Raw genomic sequence first — 22,474 nt, 5'->3', positions numbered from 1 at the left:
GTTGATGTCATAAGAATCTAAATCAATGCAAGTCCGTTATTTACCTTAAAAGTATTAATTTGGAATATGAATTCGGACCTACTTGCTAGAATTACTAGCCATCCAGAAATCTGTCATGGCAAGCCTTGCATTCGCGGAATGCGGTGGCCGGTCGAGGTTATTATCGATTTATTGGGTTCAGGAATGTCGATAGACGAGATCATAGAAGATCATCCAGAATTGGAAAAAGATGATATATTAGCATCCTTGCAATTTGCTAAATTAGTTCTTTCTGGGAATTCTCTCTTGGATTTGGCCTCGTGAAATTTCTTTGTGATGTACATATCCCATTTAAACTAGTTTCATTTTTTCAAGATTTAGGATATGAATCTGTTCATGTGAATTCAATCCTAGAAGGATCAAGTACTAAAGACTCTGAAATTGCAAAATTTGCAGATGAGGGAAATTATATTTTGATTTCTAAAGACGCTGACTTTAAAATAAGTTTTCTTTTGAAAAGAAAGCCTAAGAAATTGGTGAAAATCAATCTTGGAAACATTTCTAACAAAGCTTTGATAGAGATCTTCAAAATACGGATTGATCAACTTTTAAAACTCGATTCGAAGCCAACTTTTTTGTTAGAAATAGGAAGTAGAAATGACAGTTTTATAGCTTGAAATCAATAAGAAGGAAACTCCTGCTGTAACCCTTTAAAAGCATCGATCATTTCCCAAGAAGGCCTGTAAAACTCCTGTTGTAGTCTGCCGTTAATGATTCCGTCCAGAATAAATTGTAGTGCAGCATTTAGACGTGAATCTCTTGTGTCTCCCCATGCAAACTGCGGACTGTCTCCCACTGCAAAATCAGCCGGGAATCCCTCGAAGTACTCTGCTTTTCCCTCTGCATTGGCCGTGGCAAAAGTGATCGGGACGAGCTCGACATCATTGTCAGCTAAGGTACGATTGTATCGCGATAGGGGAAAAGATCCTACCGGTTTGCCAAAGGTATTGTCTCCGATCAAAACCAAATCCATGTACGGATTTAGTGAATTGATCACTAGCTCTGATGCGGATGCGGAACCTCTGCTCGTGATGAAAATCAAACGATTTAGATTGAGCGAACCCAGCTTTGAGAAGTTTTCGGAGTCATTAAAACTGGTCTTGATATCGTTTAATTTATTGGTGTACATCAGTCTTCCGGAATTGGCGGGTTGAATCAGGTAGTTGAGAATTTGCTCGGCTACTGCCACCGATCCTCCCCCATTGTAGCGAAGGTCAATGATAAACTCCTCGATTCCTTCTCCTATGAAATAATTCATGGAGTTTTCCACCTCTTGACTTCGGGTAGGTGTCAATCCTGCAGTGGCCTTAAAACTCTGATAGACCCAGTATCCTACTTTTTTGTTACCGATTTGAAAGACATCTTGATGGAGTACCGAATTGGATTGATATTCTGCCTTGATATTGGTGCGAGTAGTCGTACTTCCGTCAGGTAATCTAAAAGTGAAGCTATTACTGATGCCGGGGTCTGCTGGGCCGAGCTCAAAATTGTATCCTCCCGAACTGGTTTGGTATTCAGCGATGGGTTTCCCATTGATTTGAATGATTTCCCAACCGCGCTGCCAGCCGTCCTTTCCAGCAGGAGATTCTTCAAAGACAAATGTCAGAAAAAGCCTTTCCTCCGAATTGAAGGCAAAGCCAAATCCATGACCGGCATTTCTGCCCACAAAGGCATTTTGAAATGCCTGCTGAGTGGTGATGTAGGAAAAGCGGTCAAGGGGTTTGAAAATAATATCATCCAATAGCTCCTCGTTACTGGAATAATCTGCCGTAGTGATTTGATTGGGGAGTTCCTGATTCCAGAAATACCATTCCCTCATTGTAGAAAAAATCGCATCCTTCACTACGTCAGTCTGCGGGTTTGGGGTAGGGTCATCTGTCGTTTGACAAGACCAACATCCCAAGACCAGCAATCCAAGTATCCATCTTAATTTTTTCATATTCCTTGATTTAATGGTATTTACGGAAATTGTCAGAAAGTAGATGATATCAGATTGCGATATCGTACACTTTTACGGTTTTCCACATGGAGGAATACTTTTCGATAAAGGCCAAGTGCTGAGGATCTACCTGGTATTCGGCTTGATCTTCTAGGCTATCAAAAAACAGGGTACAGGAGACCTGCCAAGAATGATCAACCACCTCTCGTTTTTCGGTATCTGCCGGCGTACCGGCGATGAATTTCCCCACAGTTTTGCATTTTCCCAGCATGGGAACAGCGGCTGTGAGAAATTCCTGAGTGTCGTTTTCATTGTGTAGCCAAAAGTACACTTGGTGGATCATTTTTTGGTTTTTCATGTTTTTTGCAATGGAGGTTATAGGTAAGAAAGCGGCTGCGGAAGCTGCCGAAATAGTTTTGAGGAAATTTCTTCTCCGGTTCATTTTATAGGTTTTAAAATAAGGAGGCAAAAGATAAATAATTTTGGACAGGAAGTATAGGCTTAACTCTATAGTGGTTCTATTTAAGCCCTAAAATGCTAAAATCCCCCTTATTTCTAATTGTAATCATTGAAAAAATAGATGTACTTTCGAATAAAACAGGATAACTATGTTTTTTTGAAAAAAGCTCTTTTTACAAAGTATTGCTAAAGAGTCTATGCTAACTACTTTTTAACAAATGGATGGTCTTCGGAAAGGAGGTAATGATTGGTAATGCCTTTTCCATCTCTTTCCATTAATATGATGGAATCACTTTTGTATTTGATGACTTTTAATTGGCTTGATTTAGATCGGATACTTTTGGTTTTAATGGCTATCCCATCCTCAGTTCTGATGATTTTATCAATGCTGATAAAGTTTGGATTCCCCGAACTATCCACCGTGGGTATAGCATTTATGTTTGGCGACCAACCATTTCTTTTCAGTGTTATTTTCTGAAAAGGGACAAATTTGTGGGATTCTAAGAGCCGCTCTACTTCATCTAAATCCAGTTTTTCGTTGGAAAAGGCCATTCCTGAGTAGGAGGTCTGAGTACTATTTCCCGGAGTGTACTCATTTCCATATTGATTTCCTCTTTGGTATTGGTTTCCGATGTAGACCGCATTGGCCCCCATCATCGCCGCTTCGTATTTTAATTTTTCCAGCGCTCGATTGTTGACATTATTAATGCTGGAAAGGGTGGTGACACCAGTTGCTTTAGAGAATAGACTACCGAGATTGTAAAGCCCTATCATCTCATCCGGATTAAAAGTGATATATACCTCTTGCGCATCTAGAATATTGTCAATAGGCTTTAGCGGAGAGTTGAAATTTTCTATTCTGCCGCTCTCGAATTCCACTTTGGACACCAAAAACTTATTAATGGAATAAATGACCTCTTCATTGGGGTAAGTGTATTTAATATTGGATTGACCTATTTCTTTGACTTTGACTTCTTTGGGCCCTTCGGAAAGGTAAAGGATATCATGTTTTGATTGAGCGAAGGCTTGAGTACCAATAAAAATGACTGCGGAAATAAGTAATAAAGTGCGCATGGGGTAGAAATTAAAGCTTAAATGAATACACGGTGATGTACTTAAAAAAGTTTAAGTTAATCCAAGAGAAATTCATAAATCGCTGGATAATAGGCAAGAAAAAAGACCTCAGTAAGCTTCTTACCGAGGTCTTTTTTCTAAATTTTTAATTACTAGTAACTTCCTTCTATGATCAGGATTCTTTCTTCGCCATTCGATTTCGCTCGTTTTCATCCAAATAGATTTTTCTCATCCGGATGGATTTTGGCGTGATTTCAAGGTATTCATCCTTTTGGATATATTCCATAGCTTCCTCCAAAGAGAATTTCTTAGCTGGAGCAATTCTGACATTATCATCCGAACCCGAGGCTCTCATGTTGGTCAGTTTTTTTCCCTTCTGCACATTGACGACGATATCACTGTCGCGGGAGTTTTCACCGATAACCTGACCAGTATAGAGTTCATCTCCCGGTTCGATAAAGAAGGTTCCTCGATCCTGCAATTTGTCAATGGCATAAGCCGTACACTGTCCGGCTTCCATGGAGATTAAAGATCCGTTATTTCTTTCCGGGATATTTCCTTTGAAAGGCTCGTAAGCAGAAAATCGATGGTTCATGATGGCCTCACCCTGAGTGGCGGTCAAAACATTATTTCTCAAACCAATCAAACCTCTGGAAGGAATTTTGAATTCCAAATGCTGTAAATCGCCCTTTGGCTCCATGACGAGCAATTCACCTTTACGCTGAGTAGCAAGTTCGATTACCTTTCCTGCTGTCTCCTGAGGAACATCCACTACTAGGGTCTCGATAGGCTCGTGTTTTACCCCGTCGATTTCTTTGAAAATTACCTGAGGCTGTCCCACCTGAAGTTCGTAGCCCTCTCTTCTCATCGTCTCGATCAAGACTGACAAGTGAAGAATACCCCGGCCATAAACCAAAAATTTATCTTCTGAATCGGTAGATTCTACACGAAGAGCCAAGTTTTTCTCCATCTCTTTCATCAATCGATCTCTGAGGTGACGGGAAGTTACGAATTTGCCTTCTTTACCGAAGAAAGGGGAGTTGTTGATCGTGAAGAGCATATTCATCGTAGGCTCGTCAATGGCGATTCTTGGAAGCGCTTCCGGCTTCTCCAAGTCTGCCAATGTATCTCCGATTTCAAAATCTTCGATACCTGTCACCGCACAGATGTCACCGGCTACTACTTCAGAGACTTTGGCTTTTCCGAGACCCTCGAATACATGAAGTTCTTTGACTTTTACTTTTTTGAAAACTCCGTCCGCTTTACAGAGTGTCAATTGAGCGCCTTCTTTGATTGTTCCTCTCTTCACTCTTCCGATAGCTATACGGCCTACGAAATTAGAGTAATCCAATGAGGTGATCTGCATCTGCAAAGTTCCTTCGTCAATTTTGGGCTCTGGAATGTGTTCCAAAATGGCATCTAAAAGTGGAAGGATAGAATCGGTTGGGTTTTTCCAATCGGGCCCCATCCAGTTGTTTTTGGCCGAACCATAAAGCGTGTGGAATTCCAATTGCTCTTCGGTAGCGTCCAAGTTAAACATCAAGTCAAAAACTGATTCGTGCACCTCATCAGGGCGGCAGTTTTCTTTATCTACTTTGTTGACGACCACAATTGGGGTCAATCCCAAAGCAAGCGCCTTTCCCAAAACGAATCGAGTCTGTGGCATAGGACCTTCGAAAGCATCCACCAATAGGATCACTCCATCGGCCATTTTCAATACTCGCTCTACTTCTCCTCCAAAGTCTGCGTGACCTGGAGTATCAATGATATTGATTTTGGTGTCTTTGTAGCGAACGGATACGTTCTTTGAAAGAATGGTGATTCCACGCTCTCGTTCCAAATCATTGTTGTCCAGGATCAAGTCGTCGAACTGCTGATTTTCCCTGAAGATTTTGGAGGCATGGATGATTTTGTCCACTAGCGTAGTTTTGCCGTGGTCAACGTGTGCGATAATCGCGATATTTCTGATATTCTGCATGATCTGCGTTTTTCGAGCCGCAAAGGTAGCGAAAAATAATGGGATCTTGATTATGCTAATGTGAAGTAAAAAATTGAATCAAGCATTGGGTAAATGTAGGCAGTTGTCAGGAATTTTGAAGTTTAAAGTGAGAAATTGGAGAGAGTAGACAGTCACAGTAGGCAGCAAAGAGAGTCAGAATTCTTAAGTACGAAAGCTTAAGCCTTTAAAATGAAAATTACCCTTCCACGGATTCATAGAGTTTTTTGAGCTTTTCAGTCTCGGAGATGGATTGCCTGAGAAGTCTTGGGAGAATAAACGAACTGATGGCAAATCCAACGAGTACTACAATGATCATTATTTTGAAAATGGAAAAAAATAAAAATGATCCCTCTTCACTCGATTTATACACGAACTGATAGGAATAAAGGCTGGCCAAGATGCCCATGTTCAAGGCCTGAAAGATTTGGGTCGAACCCATAAACGAAGCATAATTTTTTAGGTATTGGTATTTTTTCCAATAGGTGATGATAAAAATAGCACTACCTGTCATTACGAAACCTGCTAATAGTAAAACCCAAGCTTCGGGGTCTTCAAAAAGAATGGAGGTTTGGTAAATAAGTAAGCCTAGTAAAATCGGAAACAGTAGCCTATAGCTGGTCAGGAGGTTTTTTATTTCTTGCCTATAATTCGTCCACATTCTTTTTTCGATGGCTTTTTTATACGATTCCTCCAAGCCGCTAAACCCAAAAATCCCAAAACTGGCATGTACTTTTCGAAAGGCATCTTCCAAATTTAAAGAAGGGTTTTCTTCCAGCAATTCTTCTACTTTGCAGGCTACATGGTCAAGGATTTCATATTGCACATCGATCTCGGGATAGCCTTTGAAGGAAATCAGTTTTTTGAGCGTAGCGATTTGGTCTTTGGAGAGTTTCATACCAATGCAGTTTTGGATTTGATTTTCCAGACTTCCATCAAGGAAAGAAAGTACAAGATCAATCCCGCAGTCAATAGGGTAGCTAGGGGAGCTTGGACCTGATCATAGGGAATATTGAGTTCAAAAAGTCTGGAAAGAGAGAAATTCAAGGTGTAAATCAGTAAAACCGGCAAATACATGCGTTCTGAAATGGGCAAAGCTAGAGAGGACTGAATAGAAATGCCATTTCCCTTAAATGCTTTTTTGATCGGCTTTAGTTTGATATAATTTTTCCAATTGAATATAAAGGAAGCGATAGTCAGCAAAATCAAGGGTGAAAGAATCATCAGTTGAGTTTCTCGTTCACTCCTGGTCTGAGTAGCAATCGTGAAAATAATCACCAAAATCCCTGCAAAAAACAACCACCTCGAAGTACAGAAATAGGTTCGGATGACTTTCCATTGAGTCTGATGGATATCTTTTTTAGCTTCCTTTTTGAATTTGGATTGTAAGGCATGACAGTACCCGTAGCTAAACTTTTGGTCTAGTTCAAAAAGCTGCTCTGAAAATTCTGATTCGGAAAATTCTTGTAAATGACTGATGTAATGGTCATAAATTTCCATCAGAATTTCGGCTGAGGAAATTTCTTTCAGCAGGATAGATTTGCGTATTTCTTGGAGTTCTATGTCTGATAGTTGGCGCATAGTCTTTTGTTTCTCACAATGGGCGCATAGTTTTCGCCGCGTAAACTTCTCTCTTTGGTATCTTATTTTTAAATCAATTTTAATTATTGCTTTGCGTGTGCTGCGTCTTTCGTTGCATTAAATATTTATGCCAATCCCGGCTTCCATTCAGGATCTAAAATTCTTTGAAGATTACCCACGAAACTCTGCAACTCTGACATCTTAGCACTGACTTCTTTTTTCCCGGATTTCGTTAAGCTGTAGTATTTCCGAACCCGATTATCCACTTGTTGAATCTCGGTCGTCAGCATTCCTTCAGCCTCCAGCTTATGAAGGGCAGGGTAGAGGGCGCCTTCTGTGATTTTTATTTCTCCTGCAGTGAGCTCCTTGACTCGTTGGGTAATCTCATAACCATACATTTTTTCATTTTCCTCGAGCAGCTTAAGGATGATGGTTTGTAGGCTTCCTTTGATCAGATTATTGTTAGACATAGCGTTTTTGATGCATCAGCAAGTCAAATATATCAAATAATTATATACATCAGTTTCTTATGTATGTTTATTTTTTTACTTGCCGGTCATTCACGGGAAAAACGGTAAGTGATAAAACTCAAAAAGAGTTTACTATGAAATAAAATCAAAGATCTAAAGGATGGAAATAATCAGAAGATTGTCAATCTATCAGATTCTCGGGGTCTTTTCTTTTCAAGTCTCTATAATTTTCCCAACTTACTCCGATGGATTACCAAGGAGTCATCGAAGAAGTTTATCAAGAGGTACAGCAGGAAAACCAAAGAGGAAAAGTAGCCACTTATATTCCTGAGCTAGCCAGTGTCAACCCCGATCAGTTTGGTATCGCATTGGTAGATCTCCAAGGAAGGGTTTACGGTGTGGGGGATTATCAATTGCCCTTTTCTATCCAAAGTATCAGCAAAGTGCTCACCTTGACGATGGTTTTTCCAAAATTTGACCCTCAGCTTTGGTCTCGGGTCAATGTGGAGCCTAGCGGTAATCCCTTCAATTCGATTGCGCAGTTGGAGTACGAAAAAGGAATACCTAGAAACCCTTTTATCAATGCGGGAGCCTTGGTGATTACCGATGCGCTTTGCAGCAAATTCGACAATCCGACACAGCAGATCTCTGAATTTATTAATGAGATCGCAGGAAAGAACTGCGTGGCAATTAATCCTGCAGTCAAAAGTTCGGAACAAAACCATGCCGAGCGAAACACTGCTTTGGCCTATTTTCTGAAATCTTACAAGAATTTTGATAATCCCATAAATCAAGTCTTGGATGTATACTTCTCTCATTGTGCCATGGAAATGAGCTGTGTGGATTTGGCAAAGTCCTTTTCATTTTTGGCAAATGACGGGTACTCACTTTTTGCTCAGAGGGAAATTCTCTCTGAAAGTCATGCTCGCCGAATCAATGCCATCATGCTGACCTGCGGCTTTTATGATGAAGCAGGAGAATTTGCCTACAGGGTCGGACTTCCTGGGAAAAGTGGTGTGGGTGGAGGCGTTGCTGCGGTGATGCCACATAAATTTAGCATTGCTGTCTGGAGCCCCGAACTCAACGAAAAAGGGAATTCCGTTAAATCCATTCGCGCTTTGGAGCTGCTGACTGACAAGCTATCTTTTTCCCTATTCTAAAGCCCTAAGTCTCCTTAAATAGCCTCCTTAGCTATTTTTGAATGAAGTTCAAGAAGAAGTGGTAAAGCTGCCGAGCCGTACCATTCTTTCAGTTCCATTTTTAAAACACCAGCTTGGACAGAAGGATCAGTGGCAGTTAGTTTTTCAGCTTCCTCAATCGATTCTACATTGAAAAAGAATAAACCTCTTAGTTCTTCATTTCCGAAGAAAGGACCGGCCAAGACCATTTTTCCTGCTTCGGCCAGTTGGGTGATGTTATCCATATGTCCTCTTTGCAATTCAGCGCGCTCCTTCTCACTGTATTCATTGACTCGATCCCCTCGGTAAAGGAAAGCGATGACATACTTCTTCATGCCATAAGCATCGGCTCCAAGTTCATCGGCGAGTTTCTGATCAAATTGTTCTTGAGCTTGAATTTGGGAAAGCCCGCATAGTAAGAGTGCTAAGATTAAGATGAAATTTTTCATAGGATAAGGGGTTTAGTATAGAATCAAGGCAACGGTATCGGATTTAGTCCGCAATTTAAGCCATTGCACGAGTTTATCGGATTCGGTTTTACTGGGTTTGGGCTGGAATTCGGCGTAGGCAAGCAGGAGTGTATCTGCTTTTTGGCTTTGCAGGTCGGTGACAAGGGAGCGATTGAGCGTGAATTTCTGCAGTCCAGGATGGTTGATTTTGGCTTCTTTTGCAATCTCCCCGCCCAGAGCCCTTACCTGGGCATAGTTGGCTACCTCGCTTTCCAGGAGGGCTATGCGCTGATTTTTATCATTGATGACTTGTTCGTTTCGTTCGTAGAGATCTTTGAGAATATCCGATCGCAAGACATTGAAGTCAGTACTTCCATTTCCACTTTGGTTGATGATGACTTCGGTTTGATCAAGTCCATAGTCTGTGGCTTTGCCTTTGATGATTTCCAGCATTTCAGCATCGAGTTCTTCACCGATGAGGTTAACTTGAATGAGTCTAGGCTCCTTTGAAAAATCCGCTTCGCTATTGAGCACTTGAGTTTTCGGGAATTTCATTTCCACCTCGACATATCGCCTAGCTTGCTCTTGCCAAAGTGTGCGTACTACAATCCCATAAGCTAGGTAGACACTGGGCACGATGGTGAGAATCGTAAATATGGTGATGTAAGTTTGGACACGCTTTTCTTTCTTCTGGTCTAGAAATTCCTTTTTGGGATATTTCATAAACCGAACGATCAGGTAAGTGGAAAGGCTGATGAAAACTGAGTTGATGAAAAAGAGGTAAAAGGCTCCAAAAAAGTAATACAAATTCATTGTCGCCAACCCGTATCCGGCAGTACATAGAGGAGGCATCAAAGCTGTGGCAATGGCGACTCCGGGAATCGCATTACTTTTCTCTTTTCTAGAACCGGCGACTATTCCTGCAAGCCCTCCAAAGAGGGCTATTAGCACATCCCAAATGGTGGGTTCGGTTCTGGCCAAAAGTTCGGACTGTGCATTATCCAGGGGGGTAAAATAAAAATAAATCGAAGAAGTCAAGATGGAGATAAACACCGCCACCCCCAGGTTGCGTAGGGAGCGTTTGAGAAGCTCGAAGTCATTGATGCCTGCGGCCATCCCAATTCCCATGATCGGACCCATGAGTGGGGAGATCAACATGGCGCCGATGATGACGGCAGTAGAGTTGACATTGAGTCCGATGGAAGCGACAAAAATGGCAAAGATCAAGATCCAGAGATTGGCTCCCTTAAATTCTACGTTTTTTCGGATGTATTCGATCGTCTCGAGCTCATCTTCTTTGCCCTCTTCTAAGTCAAATCGATCTCTGATGTAGATCAGAAACTGGAGAATTTTATTTTTGCTTTTTGGGGAGTGGGAGGGATGCTCCATGGGCTTATACCGATTATAAATGGAACGGCAAATTAACTATTATAGGGAATTTCTATCGGAAAAATTTTGCTTGAAATATTGGCTGGAAACTTGTGAAGTTCTATTCGGATAAGAACTCCTCAAAAATTCACCTTGTAGATAATTGAGTCCAGGTCATTTTAAAAATTACTTTAACAAAAATGAACTAAAATATTGAAATATAAGTTTTTATAGTGCATTTAGGGTTCTCATAATTAATCTTGCCTAAAAAATTTAGATATGGCTAAAAAATCCAAGTTTTTTTTCACTTCGTATTTAATTTTTCAATAGGTAGTGTAGGGTCAAGATCCAATTCTGGGATTACGGTACTATTCAGAAAAGCTTCTAAGAGAATTTTTAATCTTCCAAAAGTTTGCTTCATGAGCAGTCCTGTCTAGATAGCATTGAGGTGTTGACCCAAAGAGTTTCAATAATTTTTCCACACAAAATTTTATCCAAAAAAGCAATGAAAATACCACAAGTTTTAATCTTAGACGATGACAGAATTCAGCACATTTTGCTCCAAAAACGCTTCTCACAATTTGAGCCGCAGCCACAAGTAACCTTTTTTGAAAGGGCTGTATTTGCTCTTGATTTCTTAAAGGAAAATTCAGCGGATATGATTCTTCTTGATTTGAATTTACCTGAAATGGATGGTTGGGAATTTGTTAATGAATTAAAAAAATTAGAAACTAAGGGCAAGGTTTTTGTCCTGAGTGGATCGATAGATCCTAAGGAGAAAAATCTTATCAATGAAGATCCGTTTATCAAGGGGCAGTTTGAAAAGCCGTTGAGCCAACTGGATCTGGAGATGATGATGGAGCATTGAAGTCAGAAAAAGGTTCCTTTGGAATATTTTAATTAATTTCGGGCATTCGAATCAAAAATATGGCTGAAGAAGCAGATGACAGAAAGCCCTTGCTTTCGAAGAAAATCGATAAGTTTTTCAAAGGATTGGCAGATGCCTGGAATTTTGTCAGGCGGTATTTTCAGGAGGTTTTTTTACCTCCATTTGAATTCAAGGAATTCATTCACCAATGTTATCGCATTGGGGTGGAGTCTTTACCGCTGATTTCGCTGACGGGTTTCATAGTAGGTATTGTATTTACCAATCAGTCTCGACCATCCTTATCCGAGTTTGGTGCCAGTTCTTGGCTCCCTTCTCTGATATCCATAGCTGTGGTGAGAGCGATGGGTCCCTTGGTGACAGCATTGATCGCCGCGGGAAAGGTAGGTTCAAGCATTGGGGCAGAAATAGGCTCTATGAAAGTAACTGAGCAAATTGACGCAATGGAGGTGTCGGCGACCAATCCCTTTAAATTTCTGGTAGTCACTCGAGTCACTGCGACGACTATTATGATCCCTCTATTGGTGATGTACACTGATTTTGTGGCGTTGATGGGTTCGTTTTTGAATGTCAATGCCAATGAAATGGTTTCGCTGACGACCTTTTTCTTTCAGGTCTTTGAGTCAATTACCTTTCTGGACATTTGGTCCTCGGTGTTGAAATCCATCATGTTTGGTTTTACCATAGGGATAGTAGGCTGCTACAAGGGCTACAACTCCACCAAAGGAACAGAAGGAGTGGGTAGGGCGGCAAACTCCGCGGTAGTTATTTCCATGTTTTTGATATTTATAGAAGAGCTTTTGGCACTTCAAATCGTCAACGCAATCCGGGCCATGTAGTATGAAGGAAAAAGTAGTAGAAGCCATTGGGCTCAAAAAATCATTCGGAGACCTTCACGTACTCAAAGGCGTAGACTTAGATCTGCACCGGGGAGAGACGGTGGTCATCCTGGGAAAATCCGGTGCGGGCAAATCTGTCTTTATCAAGATTATGGTGGGACTTCTAAACCAAGATGCTGGCGTGATGCGAGTTTTGGGAGAGGATGTAGCAGGGCTAAAGACCAAAGCATTGAATGCATTGAGATTGAAAATCGGTTTTTCTTTTCAAAACTCGGCCTTATACGATAGTATGACGGTGAGAGAAAACTTGGAATTTCCTCTGGTCAGGAATGTCAAAAATCTGACAAGAAAGGAAAAGCAGATCAAAATCGAAGAGATGCTGGAAAGTGTAGGCTTGCCGCATACTATTGATCAGATGCCTTCGGAGCTCTCCGGCGGTCAAAAAAAGAGAATTGGTGTGGCGAGGACTTTGATACTCAATCCAGAGATCATGCTCTACGATGAGCCTACGGCAGGTCTTGATCCCATTACCTGTATGGAAATCAACAACTTGATCAATGAGGTGCAGGAGCGCTTCCATACATCCTCTATCGTGATTACCCACGATCTCACCTGCGCCAAGGTGACGGGGGATCGTATGGCAGTCTTGTTAGATGGGCAGTTTCGGTCCAAAGGGACATTTTCAGAAGTCTTCGCGCATGCAGAAGATCAACAAGTAAAATCATTCTACGATTATAATTTTATCGAATCATGAGAGGTGAAAATAAAAGGTCCGTCATTGTTGGCATATTTGTCTTCCTCGGCATAGCTATCCTTGTCGCCGGAGTGATGACTCTGGGAGGACAGCAAAAGAAATTTGTCAAGGCGATTCAGCTGAAAGCTGTATTCGATGATATTGGTGGATTGCAGCCGGGAAACAATATCTGGTTTTCCGGTGTCAAAATCGGAACAGTCAAAAAAATCAACTTTTACGGAGATTCCCAAGTGGAGGTAGAAATGAATGTAGAGCAATCTGTACGTGAATTTATCCGGAAAGATTCTAAGGCGACTATCAGTTCTGACGGTCTGATAGGGAATAAAATCATCGTCATCTATGGAGGTACTACAGTAGCCCCTCCTGTAGAAGATGGAGATCGGCTTGAAGCGATCATGCCACTAGATACCGACAGCATGATGGAGACTTTGCAGGAAAACAATCAGAACTTGGTAGATATCACCAATGATTTAAAAGTCCTCACTGGAAAACTGGCCGCAGGAGAAGGGATTGTAGGTGCAGTGATGACTGACTCGTTGTTAGCAGATAATTTCCGATCTATTCTCAGCAACTTAAATCGTGCTAGTATCAACAGTAATCAAATGCTGAATGACTTGAACTCCTTTACTTCCAAACTGAATCAGGAAGGGAATCTTTTCAATGATTTGGCGACGGATACTACCATGGTCACAGATCTCAAGGCCACGCTTGAGAGTTTCAAGGAATCGGCTGCCAATACGGAGGAACTGACCGCCAAACTAGGAGAGATTTCTACTAAGTTGGATGATCCTAATACCTCTTTTGGGATGCTACTCAATGATCCTGAATTTGCAGACGTGCTGAAAAGCACGCTGAATAATACGGATTCGGCTGCTTATAATTTAAACAGAGGGCTGGAAGCCTTGGAATATACCTGGCCATTTAGAAAGGGGTTTAAGAGAAAAGCAAAAGCTGAAGAGGATGAAAACTAATCCTGAAATTTAATTTAAAGTGAGCCCGTTAGCAATTTTCTGACGGGCTTCTTCTTTTTCATCCCCATCCGCTTTCAATGTATCGGTGTGATTCGTCTCCGTCAACACAGCTTTTAGACTGATGGGGAAGTGGTCAGACCCAATCGCCCGATGAACTTCAAGCCCGCTGAGTGCGAAATGCCGACTCAAAAACAAATGATCCAATGGCCACCTGAAAATCGGGATTTTGGCATGAAAGGTATTGTACATGCCCCTACCTCTCCTTGGATCGGCCATTCTGGAGATTTTTAAAAATAACTCGGTGGTGTAGCTCCAGGCCACGTCGTTGAGATCTCCGATGACAAGGGAGGGAAGTGGGTTGTTTTTGGATTTTTTGCCGACTAGAAGAATCTCTGCATCACGCTCGGTACTTTGATCGTTTTCACCCGGAACAGGAGGGGTAGGGTGGATCGCATAAATCGTGATTTTTTCTCCATTTCTCAGCAAGAGGTCCAATTCCAATGAAGGAATCTCCGGATCAATTAAATGATGGATTTCTTGCCGGACTATTTCAAGATTGGTGTAGAAAAGCAATCCATAGGTATTTTCCTGTGGGATTTTGATGTGATAATTAAAAGATTTCTCTAAGGGGAGCATGGCTTTTTCCCATTTTGAATCAGTCTCCACTAAAAAGACAAGATCTGGCTTTTCTTTGCTGACTAGGTCAAGTAATTTTTTGTATTTCCGGTTGTATTGATAAATGTTGGCGACCAGAAGATGAATACCTTTCTCAGGATCAAAATCCACTTTTTTTATCATTTTTTTCCCAAAAGGGGTAAAAGGGAAAACTTTCTTAAAAAGGAAAGCTGAACTCAATACTAGGGATAGCATCCATCCTCGATTTTCTTGTGAAGAAAAATCTGCAAATATGGCCCAGAACAGTAAGAGCAGGAGCAGCATGATCAATTTTTGGAATCTTGGATAGTCGAATACTCTGACCCACCAATGGTCCCATTTGATCAGGGGAAAGAAAGTGGCAAGAATAAAAAATCCACTTAAAACTTTTAAAATCAACATGAACTCATGGTTTGAAAGCAGGAAGATAAATCTTCATACCCGAAAATCTACTCATTTTCATAAAAAATAGATATCTTATACCATCTAGAGATTGTATCGTTCAATCTTTTCAAATTTCATTCAATCAATTTTTAACAAAAGAAACCTATATGAAACTAGATCCTTTCAATATTAAATCTAAGCTAAATACTTCTCAAGGTGAGGTGACCTTCTGGAATTTGAATAAGCTGGAGCAGTCTGGAAAGAAAATCAAGCATTTGCCGTTCTCCATTCGAATTTTATTGGAAAATGCGCTTCGAAACTTTGATGATTTTGCCATTACCGAGGAGCATCTCGATACCCTACTTTCATGGAAACCTGCAGCTTCGGATAAGGATATTCCTTACAAACCTGCAAGAGTTTTGATGCAGGATTTTACAGGAGTGCCTGCGGTGGTGGATATTGCTTCCCTTCGGTCTGAGGCCAAACGAAAGGGCAAGGATCCCTCTAAAATCAACCCGCTGATTCCGGTGGACTTGGTAATCGATCATTCCGTTCAGGTGGATTATTTTGGCACGAATTACAGCTATCAAAAAAACGTAGAAGTAGAATATGAGCGAAACCGTGAGCGGTATCAATTCTTAAAATGGGCTCAGAAATCCTTTGACAATTTCTCTGTCGTCCCTCCGGGAATGGGTATTTGCCATCAAGTCAATCTGGAATATCTCGCACAGGGAGTGATTGTGAGAGATGGTATGGCCTTCCCGGATACTTTGGTGGGGACAGACTCCCACACCCCTATGGTCAACGGCATTGGAGTTGTAGGATGGGGTGTCGGAGGAATAGAGGCAGAAGCCGCGATCCTTGGGCAGCCTATCTATTTTATCCTACCTGAGGTGGTTGGTCTTAAATTGACGGGTAAACTTCCTGCCGGAACTACGGCCACAGATATGGTTTTGACCATTACAGAATTGCTTCGAAGGCATGGTGTAGTGGGGAAATTTGTAGAAGTATTTGGACCGGGATTGGATCATTTGTCCGTCCCCGATCGAGCCACGATCTCCAATATGTCTCCTGAGTTTGGCTGTACGGTGACGTATTTTCCTATTGATGATCGCACGCTGGATTACATGGCCAAAACTAACCGAAGTAGCGAGCAGATTGAATTGGTAAGGGAGTACTGCCAGGCAAATTTACTCTGGAGAGTGGATGAAGATCTGATCCAATATTCTTCTTTAGTAGAATTAGACTTAGGCACGGTAGAGGCCACGGTCTCCGGTCCAAAACGGCCTCAGGACAAAATTTTGGTGAGGGATTTCAAATCAAAGTTTGAAGAACTCATCCATGCTGTGCACGGTAGAGAATATATCCCAATAGATCAGCGAGAAGTAAGTAGATGGTATGCAGAGGGAGGAGGGCAGGAAAATCCTCAGAAAGCTCAAAGCAATACTGAGGTCGAATACGAAACAAAGGTCAAAAATGGGATGAAAACCGTGACCGTAGACTTGCATCATGAGAAATTTGAACTCTATGATGGATCGGTAGTCATAGCTGCGATTACTTCTTGTACCAATACTTCCAACCCCTCGGTAATGCTAGGTGCAGGATTGGTCGCGCGAAAGGCAAGGGAAAAAGGACTGGATGTAAAACCTTGGGTAAAAACCTCATTGGCACCCGGATCCAAAGTAGTGACAGACTATTTAGAAAAGGCCGGTTTATTAGACGATCTCGAAGCACTAAAATTCCATACAGTCGGCTATGGGTGTACCTCTTGTATCGGTAATTCGGGACCTTTGCCCCGACATATTGCGGCAGCTGTAGAGGATAATGACTTGGTAGTGGCATCTGTACTGTCTGGTAACAGAAATTTCGAAGCAAGGGTACATCCTCAAGTGAAAATGAATTATCTCATGTCACCCATGCTCGTGGTAGTTTATGCCATTGCAGGACGGGTAGATGCAGACCTCTACAATGAACCTGTTGGGTATGACCCCAATCTGGAGCCTGTCTACCTCAAAGATATATGGCCATCGCAGGAGGAAATCGATGAAATTTCCCGGCAAGTGCTGTCTCCTGGAGACTATCAAAAAAGCTATGGGGAGATTTTTGAGGGAAATGATATTTGGCAAAACCTGGAGTCTGGGAAGGGTGAAATTTACCCTTGGGACGATAGCTCTACTTATATCAAAGAAGCTCCATTTTTCAAGGACATCAGTGTCGATGTGCTCAATCCTATGAATATTGAAGGGGCACATGTGCTCTTGAAATTGGGAGATTCGATCACTACAGATCATATCTCTCCTGCAGGTTCGTTTCGAGAAGATACTCCAGCTGGTCAATACTTGAATAAGAGAGGTGTACAGCGTCCTGATTTTAACTCCTATGGATCTCGTAGAGGAAATGATGAAGTGATGGTAAGGGGGACTTTTGCCAATGTCCGAATCAAAAATCAGCTGGCCAAAGCGGAAGGTGGATTTACCACGTACATTCCAAGCGGTGAAGAAATGAGTGTATTTGAGGCCTCAGAAAAATATCAGGAGGAGGGCACTCCGCTGATAGTATTGGCAGGAAAGGAATATGGCTCGGGTTCTTCTAGGGATTGGGCAGCCAAAGGGACAAACCTGCTGGGAATCAAAGCTGTAATTGCAGAAAGTTATGAACGGATTCACCGAAGCAATCTGGTAGGAATGGGAGTTCTTCCACTTCAGTTCTTGCAGGGTGAAAATGCCCTCTCCTTAGGCTTAACAGGAAATGAAAAATTCACCATTTCTGGAATAGCTGAGGGATTGAAGCCTAGTCAGGAATTGGACGTTTTGGCAGTCTCTGATGCTGGAGAGAAGCGATTCAAAGTCAAGTCCCGCCTGGATTCTGAAGTCGAAATCGCCTACTACAAGCACGGAGGAATTCTCAATTATGTCTTGAGGGATTTCTTAAAAAATGAATAAGACCAAAAAAGCCCGAGCGATCGGGCTTTTTTTAATGCGCCTTGTATCGGATGGGAATATAGAGCCATTTTTCAATGGGGTTCCCAAAGGCGTCCAATGCTGGAAGAAAATTTCTTCCCCAGCCTTTTACAGTGCTTATCGCCCTTTCGGCGACATAAGGTTCCGCTCCTTGCGGATTGGCCCACTCTACTTTTTTGACAATCCCTTCTTTGTCAACCAAGATGCCTATAATTACTTTTTGGTTTGGATTTGTGACTTTTTTCCGATCGATGCTTAAATGATTCAAAAGATATGTATTCCAAGTTTGCAGTGATTCGGTAAACTGCGGTTCAAAATCATTCACGAAATTCAAGGTAGGTTCTTGTTCCCCACTTCTGATGATCATAAAATTCTGGTTTCCCTCTGCAAGTACCTGACCTACCTGCTGACCATCATAGAAAAAGGTTTCAATAAATTTACCATTATCGAGGTTTACTATTTTTTGGGAGAGCAAATTCCCAAAGGGGTCATAGTTTTGTGTACTTTTCTCTGTAAACTCTCCTTCTTGGTTCATTTTGGTCTTGGTCACTTTTATGATTCTGTTTTTCTGATCAAAAATCCGCTCTAATTGCACAGAATCCTTGGTTACTGAGTTCATCTTCAGGTAAGTAAAATTGAGCGAATCCTCAGTGGAAATGGGGTGAAAATGCTGATTCAGTTTTTCAATCGTTTTATCCTGACCTGTACCCGGAAAACAATACCCGAAAAAAAGACCGAGCCATAGGATCAGAAATCTATGTTTTTGGAGCATAATGAAACCGAAAAAATTCATTTTTGAGCTAAATTCATTTTGATTTGCTAAGAAAAAGAAATTTTCATTTCTACAAAAGTTCTTCGGCCTTTTACCCTCGGAGATTAATCTTAATTTTGTGACTCATTCCTATCTTACCTATTATGCATTCGATCAACCCATCATCCACTCAAGCTTGGGCTCAATTGTCAAGTTTGGCCGCCTCCCATAAAAATTTAAAGATCACATCACTTTTTGAGGATAAAAGCCGTTTTGACAGATATAGTATTTGGATCGAAGATTTGCTTGTTGATTTATCTAAAAACAGAATCAATGATGAAATCCGAGAAGCTTTGATCAGCTTAGCAGAAGAAACCAAGCTGCAGGATGCCATTGAGGCAATGTTTACTGGAGAGTCCATCAATCAAACAGAGAATCGGGCAGTGCTTCACACCGCATTGAGAAACCGATCTAATCGGCCTGTATTGGTCAATGGTAGCGATGTGATGCCTGATGTAAATGCCGTGTTGGAAAAGATGAAAAACTTCGCGGACAAAGTGTACAGTGGAAAGTGGCTTGGCTATACAGGTAAGCCCATCAAAAGCTTGGTCAATATCGGTATTGGTGGATCTGACCTAGGTCCGGTGATGGTGACAGAAGCCCTGAAGCCCTATCAATCTGAATCCTTAGAATGTTTCTTTGTTTCGAACGTAGACGGAACGCATATCGCAGAAACATTGAAAAAGATAGATCCGGAAACCACTCTGTTTTTTATTGCTTCCAAGACCTTTACCACTCAAGAAACCATGACCAATGCGCATACTGCACGAAACTGGTTTCTTACGCATGCCCAAGAGGAAGCTGCTGTGGCGAAGCATTTTGTGGCTTTATCAACCAATTTGAACGGGGTTCAAGCCTTTGGGATTGATCCCAATAATATGTTTGAGTTTTGGGATTGGGTAGGAGGAAGGTACTCCTTGTGGTCCGCGATCGGTTTGCCTATCGCTTGTTCGATCGGTTTTTCCAATTTTGAGCAATTACTCGAGGGAGCTCATGCCATGGATGAGCATTTTCGTAGCAGTGGATTTGAGAAAAATATCCCTGTAATGTTAGCACTTATCGGGATTTGGAATACTAATTTCCTTGGAGCTAACTCTGAAGCTATTTTACCCTATGATCAATACTTGCATCGTTTTGCAGCTTACTTCCAACAAGGAAATATGGAAAGTAATGGCAAATACGTCAATCGAAGTGGAGAGCGGGTAGAGTACACAACGGGTCCGATCATCTGGGGAGAGCCCGGCACTAATGGACAGCATGCGTTTTACCAATTGATTCATCAGGGTACGGCTTTAATTCCTTGTGATTTTATCGCTCCTGCAGTATCTCACAATCCGATAGGAGATCATCATCAAAAGCTATTATCCAACTTCTTTGCTCAAACGGAGGCCTTGATGAAGGGGAAATCCTTGGAAGAAGTCCGAAACGAAATGAACAAAGCTGGCAAAACAGTGGAGGAGATTGATCGGGTAGCTGCACACCGTGTTTTTGAAGGCAATAGACCAACCAATTCGATTTTGGTGAAGCAGATTACCCCTTTCTCCTTAGGGATGCTTATCGCCATGTATGAGCACAAAATTTTCGTTCAGGGAGTGATTTGGAATATTTTCAGTTTTGATCAGTGGGGAGTGGAGCTCGGAAAAGTCTTGGCCAATGGGATTTTACCTGAACTAGGAGGAGAAGAAGAGGTGACTGGACATGACCCCTCTACCAATGGCTTGATCAATGCCTATAAAAAGTTGAGGTAATAAATCAAAAATAAGAGGGCTGTCTCAAAACTAGAATTTGGGCAGCCCTTTTTTTATTGTAGGACTTTAATTCCTGCGGCCTCGATTCCTGGAAGTGTTTCTACCCTCATGTATTGTAACAAGGTAAGGCTCTCGGTGGTGGATTTTAAAGAGAATGGTAGGGTGTCATATTTAGTGAATGTACTACCGTAGCCTTTTCCCAAGGGTTCTCCAGTTTTCGAATCAAAGAGAGGAATATTAAGCAATTTATTTTCAAGAATAAGCCCTGTCGAATCTTTGCTGATTATCCGTATGTAGCAATTGGAGAAATTATAATTTTCATTGTAACGGATAGCAAGGAGTGTCTTTTTCTCTTGCAAATCCAGTCCTTTCATGTCAAATCTCAGGCTGTCAGTTTCCGCCCAAGATTGTTGACTGACAGAGACAAAATCTTCATATATCCGATCACCATCGCAGGAGAGGAGTAGGGTAGAAATCACTACTAGGATTAAGATTTTTTTACTCATTTCCTGAATTCTTATTTGGACCTTGATTCCTTCTTGGTGGGAATTTTCGTTTTCCTTCCTGAGGAGGTTTTTGTGAACCAGTAGGCTTTGCTTGATTTGGAGCTGCTTGCCCTTGAGTTTTGGGACTATTTCCTTGTGGTGGATTGGGTTTTCGTCTGCTTTTATTTCTTCGCTTTCTATTTTCCGGATTTGCTGCAGGAGTAGCTTTCTGTTCATTTTCCCTATTTTTTGCTTGACGGGGAGGAAAGTTACTTTCTTTGGCAGGAGCATTTGGACTGCTGGCCTGATTGGTATTCCTGTTTTTATTTCTAGGTTTTTTCTTTTTTTTCTTTCGGTCAAATTTTTTGTCCAAAAGTTCAAGTTCTCTGGTCGATTGCGCCGCAAGGTCTTCTATTTCAGAAGATTCATTAAACTGAAGGTTGAATACCTTTTGACCCGTGGCATTGATTTCTTGGATTTCATTTACACGATCACAAGATATACTATGCCAGTCATTATCATTATTGTAGCTAAACCACATCAGTCTCCTGAAAATATCCGTTTTCTGGAGCTTAGCGATTCCCTGCTCGGTTTGAAGTGGTTTTTCTACCGAAGGAATGTCCTTGATGGCATCCATGTAGGTGTCCAATTCGTAATTAAGACAGCATTTCAATCTGCCGCACTGTCCACTCAGTTTGCTGGGGTTGAGGGAGAGATTTTGATATCGGGCTGCGGAAGTACTCACGTTTTTGAAATCCACCAACCAAGTAGAGCAGCAAAGTTCACGCCCACATACGCCTATCCCGCCCAGTCTTCCAGCTTCCTGTCTGAGGCTGATTTGGCGCATTTCCACTCGGATCTTGAATTCTCCTGCTAGGATTTTGATTAGTTCTCTGAAATCCACTCGCTCATCTGCCGAGTAGTAAAAAGTTGCCTTGGAGTTATCTGCTTGATACTCCACGTCCGACATTTTCATCTTCAGGCCGAGTTCATCTACGATTTGACGGCATCGGTATAGAGTAGGTAATTCTCTGTTTCTGGCTTCTTCCCATTTTTCGAGATCCTTTGAAGTCGCGATGCGATAAATTCTCAAAATGGCGTCATCATTTCTGATTTTGCGCTTTTGCATTTGGAGCCTTACCAATTCACCTTGTAAAGAAACATAACCGATATGATGCCCACTTGGCACATCTACGACCACAGGATCTCCTGTAGTCAAAGAGAGGTAGTCTACATTTCTATAGTATTCCTTTCGGCCACCTTTAAATTTTATCTCGACAATATCAAAAGTATCGACCTGTGGGATTCCCATATGAGAAAGCCAGTCGAAGGCATTCATTTTATTACAATCGCTCGTGCCGCAGCTGCCGTTGTTTTGACAGCCTCCGGTACCACCCGTGGTGGTGGAGCAGCTACTACATCCTGACAT

Annotated in this window: 22 protein-coding genes; 9 read left to right on the top strand and 13 right to left on the bottom strand. The window is 41.7% G+C overall.

Features of this window, described 5'->3' with window-relative positions:
- The first annotated feature begins 66 nt into the window (after nucleotides 1-66).
- Complete coding sequence (locus BLQ57_RS00720) at nucleotides 67-303, top strand: DUF433 domain-containing protein (protein ID WP_087937595.1); 237 nt, start codon at nucleotides 67-69, stop codon at nucleotides 301-303.
- On the top strand, nucleotides 300-656 hold the full coding sequence (locus BLQ57_RS21630; protein WP_087937596.1) for a DUF5615 family PIN-like protein: 357 nt from the start codon (nucleotides 300-302) through the stop codon (nucleotides 654-656). Before BLQ57_RS00720 ends, BLQ57_RS21630 begins: the two co-directional genes overlap by 4 nt.
- Before the next feature lie 2 nt (nucleotides 657-658).
- On the opposite strand, the gene BLQ57_RS00710 is transcribed toward BLQ57_RS21630, so the two are convergent.
- The 7 genes from BLQ57_RS00710 to BLQ57_RS00680 form a co-directional block, all read right to left on the bottom strand.
- Nucleotides 659-1,978 carry a S41 family peptidase gene (locus BLQ57_RS00710; protein WP_087937597.1) on the bottom strand — a complete coding sequence of 440 codons (1,320 nt, stop codon included), beginning with the start codon at nucleotides 1,976-1,978 and terminating at the stop codon, nucleotides 659-661.
- 49 nt (nucleotides 1,979-2,027) lie between these two features.
- Nucleotides 2,028-2,336 carry a Dabb family protein gene (locus BLQ57_RS00705; RefSeq protein WP_240507724.1) on the bottom strand — a complete coding sequence of 103 codons (309 nt, stop codon included), beginning with the start codon at nucleotides 2,334-2,336 and terminating at the stop codon, nucleotides 2,028-2,030.
- A 305-nt stretch (nucleotides 2,337-2,641) separates the two neighbouring features.
- Nucleotides 2,642-3,511, bottom strand: a complete 870-nt coding sequence (locus BLQ57_RS00700; protein ID WP_087937599.1) for a hypothetical protein — start codon at nucleotides 3,509-3,511, stop codon at nucleotides 2,642-2,644.
- Between the two features lie 172 nt (nucleotides 3,512-3,683).
- Nucleotides 3,684-5,489, bottom strand: a complete 1,806-nt coding sequence (gene typA, locus BLQ57_RS00695) for a translational GTPase TypA (RefSeq protein WP_087937600.1) — start codon at nucleotides 5,487-5,489, stop codon at nucleotides 3,684-3,686.
- Between the two features lie 217 nt (nucleotides 5,490-5,706).
- A complete protein-coding gene (locus tag BLQ57_RS00690; protein WP_087937601.1) occupies nucleotides 5,707-6,405 on the bottom strand; it encodes a hypothetical protein in 699 nt (232 codons plus the stop codon).
- Nucleotides 6,402-7,088 (bottom strand): hypothetical protein, encoded by a 687-nt coding sequence (locus tag BLQ57_RS00685; protein ID WP_087937602.1) that lies wholly within the window; start codon nucleotides 7,086-7,088, stop codon nucleotides 6,402-6,404. Before BLQ57_RS00685 ends, BLQ57_RS00690 begins: the two co-directional genes overlap by 4 nt.
- Nucleotides 7,089-7,213: 125 nt before the next feature.
- Nucleotides 7,214-7,558, bottom strand: a complete 345-nt coding sequence (locus tag BLQ57_RS00680; RefSeq protein ID WP_087937603.1) for a PadR family transcriptional regulator — start codon at nucleotides 7,556-7,558, stop codon at nucleotides 7,214-7,216.
- A gap of 245 nt (nucleotides 7,559-7,803) precedes the next feature.
- Here BLQ57_RS00680 and BLQ57_RS00675 point away from each other — a divergent pair, with 245 nt between their 5' ends.
- The gene (locus BLQ57_RS00675; RefSeq protein WP_087937604.1) at nucleotides 7,804-8,718 is read left to right on the top strand and encodes a glutaminase; all 915 of its coding nucleotides are present in this window, start codon (nucleotides 7,804-7,806) and stop codon (nucleotides 8,716-8,718) included.
- A gap of 14 nt (nucleotides 8,719-8,732) precedes the next feature.
- On the opposite strand, the gene BLQ57_RS00670 is transcribed toward BLQ57_RS00675, so the two are convergent.
- Both BLQ57_RS00670 and BLQ57_RS00665 read right to left on the bottom strand, forming a co-directional pair.
- On the bottom strand, nucleotides 8,733-9,185 hold the full coding sequence (locus BLQ57_RS00670) for a YciI family protein (protein WP_087937605.1): 453 nt from the start codon (nucleotides 9,183-9,185) through the stop codon (nucleotides 8,733-8,735).
- A gap of 12 nt (nucleotides 9,186-9,197) precedes the next feature.
- Entirely contained in the window at nucleotides 9,198-10,574 is a 1,377-nt protein-coding gene (locus tag BLQ57_RS00665; RefSeq protein WP_087937606.1) for a TIGR00341 family protein, read from the bottom strand.
- A 484-nt stretch (nucleotides 10,575-11,058) separates the two neighbouring features.
- Between BLQ57_RS00665 and BLQ57_RS00660 the strand changes: the two genes are divergently transcribed.
- The 4 genes from BLQ57_RS00660 to BLQ57_RS00645 are packed head-to-tail and all read left to right on the top strand — an operon-like array spanning nucleotide 11,059 to nucleotide 14,003.
- The gene (locus BLQ57_RS00660; protein WP_139162631.1) at nucleotides 11,059-11,421 is read left to right on the top strand and encodes a response regulator; all 363 of its coding nucleotides are present in this window, start codon (nucleotides 11,059-11,061) and stop codon (nucleotides 11,419-11,421) included.
- A 59-nt stretch (nucleotides 11,422-11,480) separates the two neighbouring features.
- The gene (locus BLQ57_RS00655; protein WP_087937608.1) at nucleotides 11,481-12,278 is read left to right on the top strand and encodes an MlaE family ABC transporter permease; all 798 of its coding nucleotides are present in this window, start codon (nucleotides 11,481-11,483) and stop codon (nucleotides 12,276-12,278) included.
- 1 nt (nucleotide 12,279) lies between these two features.
- Nucleotides 12,280-13,032, top strand: a complete 753-nt coding sequence (locus BLQ57_RS00650) for an ABC transporter ATP-binding protein (RefSeq protein WP_087937609.1) — start codon at nucleotides 12,280-12,282, stop codon at nucleotides 13,030-13,032.
- Nucleotides 13,029-14,003, top strand: a complete 975-nt coding sequence (locus tag BLQ57_RS00645) for an MlaD family protein (RefSeq protein WP_087937610.1) — start codon at nucleotides 13,029-13,031, stop codon at nucleotides 14,001-14,003. The genes BLQ57_RS00650 and BLQ57_RS00645 overlap by 4 nt, the downstream gene beginning before the upstream one ends.
- A 9-nt stretch (nucleotides 14,004-14,012) precedes the next feature.
- Here the strand turns inward: BLQ57_RS00645 and BLQ57_RS00640 are convergent, their stop codons facing one another.
- Complete coding sequence (locus BLQ57_RS00640; protein WP_087937611.1) at nucleotides 14,013-15,059, bottom strand: endonuclease/exonuclease/phosphatase family protein; 1,047 nt, start codon at nucleotides 15,057-15,059, stop codon at nucleotides 14,013-14,015.
- 149 nt (nucleotides 15,060-15,208) lie between these two features.
- Here BLQ57_RS00640 and acnA point away from each other — a divergent pair, with 149 nt between their 5' ends.
- A complete protein-coding gene (gene acnA, locus BLQ57_RS00635; RefSeq protein WP_087937612.1) occupies nucleotides 15,209-17,983 on the top strand; it encodes an aconitate hydratase AcnA in 2,775 nt (924 codons plus the stop codon).
- A gap of 31 nt (nucleotides 17,984-18,014) precedes the next feature.
- On the opposite strand, the gene BLQ57_RS00630 is transcribed toward acnA, so the two are convergent.
- A complete protein-coding gene (locus BLQ57_RS00630; protein WP_087937613.1) occupies nucleotides 18,015-18,794 on the bottom strand; it encodes an energy transducer TonB in 780 nt (259 codons plus the stop codon).
- Between the two features lie 122 nt (nucleotides 18,795-18,916).
- Between BLQ57_RS00630 and pgi the strand changes: the two genes are divergently transcribed.
- Nucleotides 18,917-20,560: a glucose-6-phosphate isomerase gene (gene pgi / locus BLQ57_RS00625; RefSeq protein WP_087937614.1), complete on the top strand. Its 1,644-nt coding sequence runs from the start codon at nucleotides 18,917-18,919 to the stop codon at nucleotides 20,558-20,560.
- A 53-nt stretch (nucleotides 20,561-20,613) separates the two neighbouring features.
- Here the strand turns inward: pgi and BLQ57_RS00620 are convergent, their stop codons facing one another.
- Nucleotides 20,614-21,066 (bottom strand): gliding motility lipoprotein GldH, encoded by a 453-nt coding sequence (locus tag BLQ57_RS00620; RefSeq protein WP_087937615.1) that lies wholly within the window; start codon nucleotides 21,064-21,066, stop codon nucleotides 20,614-20,616.
- The gene (gene ricT / locus BLQ57_RS00615; protein ID WP_087937616.1) at nucleotides 21,059-22,384 is read right to left on the bottom strand and encodes a regulatory iron-sulfur-containing complex subunit RicT; all 1,326 of its coding nucleotides are present in this window, start codon (nucleotides 22,382-22,384) and stop codon (nucleotides 21,059-21,061) included. The genes BLQ57_RS00620 and ricT overlap by 8 nt, the downstream gene beginning before the upstream one ends.
- Nucleotides 22,385-22,474 lie beyond the last annotated feature (90 nt).

Source organism: Algoriphagus faecimaris, assembly GCF_900101705.1.
Lineage (GTDB): Bacteria > Bacteroidota > Bacteroidia > Cytophagales > Cyclobacteriaceae > Algoriphagus > Algoriphagus faecimaris.
Note: the sequence above shows the minus strand (reverse complement) of the source record. Positions and strands in the feature narration are given on the sequence as shown.